The organism is Rhodococcus sp. ENV425 (assembly GCF_002887785.1).
GTDB lineage: Bacteria > Actinomycetota > Actinomycetes > Mycobacteriales > Mycobacteriaceae > Rhodococcus > Rhodococcus aetherivorans.
The window spans coordinates 2,349-8,388 of record NZ_PCZU01000269.1; the positions used below are offsets into that span (position 1 = coordinate 2,349).

General features: G+C 73.5%; 2 protein-coding genes. Both read left to right on the forward strand.

Going from position 1 to position 6,040, the window contains the following annotated elements; translation table 11 throughout:
- A partial coding sequence (locus CQZ88_RS24925) for a condensation domain-containing protein (protein WP_219727534.1) occupies positions 1 to 2,007 on the forward strand: 2,007 nt, incomplete at its 5' end.
- A gap of 218 nt (positions 2,008 to 2,225) precedes the next feature.
- Positions 2,226 to 6,040: amino acid adenylation domain-containing protein (locus CQZ88_RS31800; protein WP_258008772.1), on the forward strand; the 3,815-nt coding region annotated here is incomplete at its 3' end.

Sequence of the window (6,040 nt, forward strand, 5' to 3'; positions counted from 1 at the left end):
ACCGACAGCGGCGATCCCGTGCAGCTGGTGCTGGGTGACGTCGACGTGCAGTGGCGGCACGAGCACCTCGGCGGCCTCGCCGAGGACGCCCGCGACGCCGAGCTGGCCCGCATCCTGCGCGACGAGCAGGTCCGGCGCTTCGACCTCGGCACCGCCCCGCTGATCCGGTTCCTGTTCGTCGACGTGGCCGAGGGCCGCTCGCTGCTCGCGGTGACGGTCCACCACATCCTGATCGACGGCTGGTCCATGCCGGTCCTCATGCAGGACCTCATGGCGCTGTACGTCACGCACGGGGACACCACCGCGCTCCCGGCCGTCCGCTCCTACCGGGAGTTCCTCGAGTGGCTGGCGGAGCAGGACCGGGAGGCGTCGCTCGAGGTGTGGGCGAAGGCACTCGCCGGCGTCGAGGAGCCGACCGTCCTCGCCCCGTCGGTGCGGCATCCCGACGCGGACGCCATCTCCTCGGTGCACGTGGTGTTCGACGAGGAACGCGCCGCGGCGGTGACCGCCCTGGCCGCGAGCCTCGGGGTCACCGTGAACACCCTGGTGCAGGCGGCCTGGGCGGTGCTGCTCGGCCGGATCGTGGGACGCTCCGACGTGACCTTCGGCGCCACCGTGTCCGGCCGGCCGGCCGAGCTGCCCGGCGTCGAGTCGATGGTCGGCCTGTTCATCAACACCCTGCCGGTGCGGGTGGACACCGATGACGACGAGACCGTCGCGCAGCTGCTGCGCCGCGTGCAGGCACAGCAGGCGGAACTGCTCGGCCACCACTACCTTGGTCTGACCGAGATCCAGCAGCGGGCGGGCGGGCGGATCGGATTCGACACGCTGCTCGTGTTCGAGTCGTACCCGATCGACCGGGCCGCGCTGTCCTCCGCCGCCACGGACCTCGACGGCATGACCGTCACGGACGTCCGGCTCGACGACGCGACCCACTACCCGCTGACGCTGCTCACCCTCGCGCAGTCGGAGATCGTGTTCACCTTCAAGTACCTGGAGCGGTACTTCGACGAGACGGAGGTGACCGTGCTCTCGCAGCGGTTCGTGCGGGTCCTCGACGCCTTCGTGGCCGATGCCCAGGCGGCGGTGGGGGACATCGACCTCATGGACGCCGCGGAGCGGGCACACCTCGTCGCCGAGGCCGAGCCGGCGCAGGCTCCGGCCGCGAGCACCGGCCGCACGCTCGCCGCCGTGCTGGCCCACGTGGTCGAGGAGGATCCGGAAGCCCCGGCCGTGGCCGTCGACGGCACCGAGGTGCCGTACCGCGAGCTGGACGCGCGGTCGTCGCGGCTGGCGCGGCTGCTCATCGCGCGCGGCATCGGCACCGGCGACGTCGTCGCCGTCGCCGTCCCGCGGTCGGTGCAGTCGGTGGTGGCGCAGTGGGCGGTCGCCAAGACCGGCGCGGCCCTGCTGATGGTCGATCCCGGCGGCCCGTTCGTCGGGGCGCCGGGCGCCGCAGGGGTGACGCTGGGCTTGACCGTGGCGGAACTCACCGCCGGCCTGCCCGGCACCGTCACGTGGCTGCCGCTCGACGACGAGCAGCTGCGCGCCGAGCAGGCGGCGCAGGCCGCACACCCCGTCTCGTACGCGGACCGGCTCCGGGTCGTCGGGTCCGAGAGCCCGGCCCTGGTCACCGCGACCCGCACGTTCACCCAGGCCGAGCTGATCGACCGGATCGGCGAGCTGCGCGAGCAGTACGGCCTGACCTACGAGTCGCGCAGCGCCGCGGTCGGGTCGACCGCGGCGGAGGCCGGTGCGCTCGAGCCGCTGCTGGTCACGGCCACCGGCGCGACGGTCGTCGTGGTGCCGGAGGGCGCCGACTCGGGGGAGGCACTCGACGCCGCCCTGTACGACGAGTGGGTCACCCATGCCCACCTGACCGCCGACGCGCTCGACACCCTCGAACCCGGGGGGCTCGAGGATCTGGCGGTGGTGGTCGTGGTCGATCGGGCGCCGGAGGACCTGCTCGAGCGGTGGCGCACGGCCCATCGGGTCGTCGTCGCCTGAGGTCCGGCCCGCCGCGGTGAGGCTCCCCTTTTCGTCGGGGGAGCCTCACCGCGTCCGGTCCCGGCGGGGGCCCGAGGGTAACGTCGCGGGCGCATCGGTGGATGAACGAGTGGCGGCTACCGGCCGGTACGGTCCCGCCGAGGGCGCCGGGCGCAGTGACTATGCTTGCTCGTTCGCGCGCGAGCAACGGAACCGAAGCGAAGGATGTGGGCATCTACATGCGGTCTTCTCGACACGACGGCAGCCTGGGCGGGAGCGATCCGGCGATCGCTCCCCAGTCGCCGGCCGTCGAGCGCCGCGAACGCCCCGCCCGCAGCCGCCGTCCCGCCCCCACCCGCCCCCAGCGGGGCTCCCGCACCCGCACCCAGGCGACGTTGCTGCCGCAACTACTGGTATCGGCCGTGGAGGAACGCGGCGATCACCCGGCGGTCGTCGCGGCGGGCGGGGCGACGCTCACGTACCGGGAGCTGGACGAGAAGTCGTCGCAGCTGGCGCGGCTGCTGATCGAGCGGGGCATCGGCCCGGGCGACGTGGTGGCGGTCGCCGTGCCCCGCTCGGCGGAGTCCGTCCTGTCCGTGTGGGCGGTGGCGAAGTCGGGGGCGACGTTCCTGCCCGTCGACCCGAAGTACCCGGCCGAGCGGGTCCTGCACATGGTGTCCGACTCCGGCGCGGCCGTCGGCCTGACCCTCACGGCCTTCGCCGCGGACCTGCCGGGCTCGGTGCGGTGGACCGCGCTCGACGATCCCGGCGTGGCCGGTGACATCGCCGCCCGCCCCGGCCACCCGGTGTCGTACGCCGATCGGATCCGGCCGCTGTCCGAGCTGCACCCGGCCTGGATGATCTACACCTCCGGGTCGACGGGCCTGCCGAAGGGCGTGTCCGTCCCGCACACCGGCATCGCCGGCCTGATCACCGCCGAACGCGAGCACTACCGGGTCACCGCCGAGGCGCGGGTGCTGCACATCTGCTCGCCCAGCTTCGACGTGTCGATGCTCGAGCTGCTGAGCGCCTTCACCGCCGGCGCGACCCTGGTGGTCTCGCCGCCGACGATCGTCGGCGGCGCGGACCTGGCGGAGCTGCTCGCGGCCGAGCGCGTCACCCACACCTTCATCACCCCGGCGGCGCTGGGGTCCGTCGACCCGCAGGGCCTGGACGACCTGCGCGTGGTCGTGGTGGCGGGGGAGAGCTTCGGTCCCGATCTCGTCGAGCGCTGGGCCGCGCCCGGCCGCGACTTCTTCAACGGATACGGGCCGACCGAGGCGACCGTCCTGGCGGTGAGCAGTGCCCCCTTGCACCCGGGCGAGCCGATCCGCATCGGTACCCCGATCCCCGGCGTGGGGGCATACGTGCTCGACACGCACCTGCGCCCGGTCCCCGCCGGTGTCACCGGTGAGCTGTACCTGGCGGGCGCACAGCTCGCGCTGGGGTATCACGCCCGTCCGGGCCTGACCGCCGACCGGTTCGTCGCCAACCCGTTCGCGGACGGCGGGGCGCGCATGTACCGCACCGGCGACCTCGTGCGCCGGGACGACAGCGGTGTGATCGAGTACCTCGGCCGCTCCGACTTCCAGGTCAAGATCCGCGGCTACCGCATCGAACTCACCGAGATCGACGCGGTCCTCGTCCGGCACCCGGACGTCGAGTTCGCCACCACCGTGGGCCGCGCCCTGCCCTCCGGGGAGACCGCGCTCGTCTCCTACGTCGTGCCGGCCGCCGGGGGCGCGGACCTCGACACCGGCGCTCTCGTCGAGTTCGCGGCCGGCTTCCTGCCCGACTACATGCTCCCGGCGGCGGTCGTCCCCATCGCCGAGGTGCCGCTCAATCCCGTCGGCAAGCTCGACCGCGCGGCCCTTCCCGCCCCAGTGTTCGCGGTCCGGGAGTACCGGGCGCCGCAGACCCCGGCCCAGCAGGCCGTCGCCGACGTCTTCGCCGACGTCCTCGGCGTCGAGCGGGTCGGTCTCGACGATTCGTTCCTCGACCTCGGCGGCAACTCCCTCGTCGCCACCCGGCTCGTCGCCCGGCTCGGCGCGGCCCTCGACACCCGGGTGCCGGTGCCGCTGGTGTTCGAGGCGCCGACGGTGGAGGCGCTCGCGGCGCGGCTCGAGTCGCAGGCCGGCTCGGGTGCCGTGGCGCTGGTCGCCCGCGACCGCCCCGAGCGGATCCCGTTGTCGCTCGCCCAGCAGCGCATGTGGTTCCTGAACCGGTTCGCGCCCGAGTCGGCGGTGGACAACATCCCCGTCGCGATCCGGCTCGCCGGGCGTCTCGACGTCGACGCCCTGCGCGGCGCGGTCGCCGACCTCGTCGCCCGGCACGAGTCGCTGCGCACCGTCTACCCGGAGATCGACGGCGACGGCTACCAGGTGGTACTGCCGGTGGCCGAGGTACTGCCGGATCTCGCCCCCGTCGAGGTTGCGGCCGAGGACGTTCCCGCTCGCGTCCTCGAGCTGGTCGGCACCGGGTTCGACGTCACCGCCGCCGTGCCGTGGCGCGTCGCGCTGCTGCGGATCTCCGACGAGGAGCACGTGCTCGTCTTCGTCGTGCACCACATCTCCGGCGACGGTTTTTCCATGACGCCGCTGACCCGTGACGTCGTCGCCTCCTATCGGGCGCGCACCCGTGACGAGCCGAATCCGTTGCCGCCGTTGTCGGTTCAGTACGCCGACTATGCGCTCTGGCAGCGCGAGGTGCTCGGCGACGAGGACGATCCGGAATCCGTGCTGTCGCGGCAGCTCGCCTACTGGCGCGCGCAGCTCGCCGACCTGCCCGAGGAACTCACCCTCCCGGTGGACCGGCCCCGTCCCGCCGTTGCGTCCAATCACGGTGCCGCCCTTCGTGTCCCGATCGACGCCGAACTGCACGCGGCGCTCGCCGACCTGGCCCGCACCCACAACGCGAGCGTGTTCATGGTGGTGCACACGGCGCTGGCCGTGCTGCTGGCCCGGCTGTCCGGCACCGACGACATCGCCGTCGGCACCCCCGTCGCGGGCCGCGGCGAGGCCGCCCTGGACGACCTGATCGGCATGTTCGTCAACACGCTGGTGCTGCGCACCGCCGTCGAACCCGGTGAGCCGTTCGCCGACCTGCTCGCCCGGGTGCGCGGCACGGATCTCGAGGCGTTCGCGAACGCCGACATGCCGTTCGAACGGCTCGTCGAGGTGCTCGACCCGCCCCGCTCGCAGGCCCGGCACCCGCTGTTCCAGGTGATGCTCACCTTCCAGAACCTGCCGCAGTCCGCCCTGGAGCTGCCCGACCTGAGCATCTCCGGGGTCGAATTCGACACGGCCATCGCGAAGTTCGATCTGCAGGTCACCGTCGCCGAGCAGCTCTCGGAGCGCGGCGCCCCCGGCGGGATGACCGTCGAACTCGCCTACGCCACCGATCTTTTCGACGCCCCCACCATGCGGTCCCTCGCCGACCGGTTCACCCGGATCCTGCGCGGCGTCACCGTGGACGCCGCCACCCCGGTCGGCGCGCTGCCGTTCCTGGACGACGCCGAGGCCGAGCGGATCCTCACCGAGTGGAGCACGCTCGGGTCCGGGGTCCGGGTGCCCGCAGCGGCGACCCTCGCCGACCGCTTCGACGCCGTCGTCCGCCGCAGCCCCGACGCCCCGGCCGTCACGTTCGCCGGACGCACCCTCTCGTTCGCCGAGCTCGACGCGCGCGCCAACCGCCTCGCCCGCCGGCTCGTCGCGGCCGGGGCGGGCCCGGAGGAGCTCGTGGCCGTCGCGCTGCCCCGGTCGACCGAGTTGATCGTGGCGCTGCTGGGGGTGCTCAAGTCCGGTGCCGCGTATCTGCCCACCGACACCACGTATCCGGCGGAGCGGCTGCGGTACATGCTCGAGGACGCACGTCCGCGCTGCGTCGTCACCACCACCACCGGTGACGGCGACGCTCTGCCGGACGTCGGCCTGCCCCGGGTGTACATCGAGGACGACGACCCGCACGCGCCGTCCGGGCCGCTCACCGACGCCGAGCGGAGCGCGCCGCTGCATGCGGACAACCGCGCCTACGTCATCTACACCTCCGGCTCCAC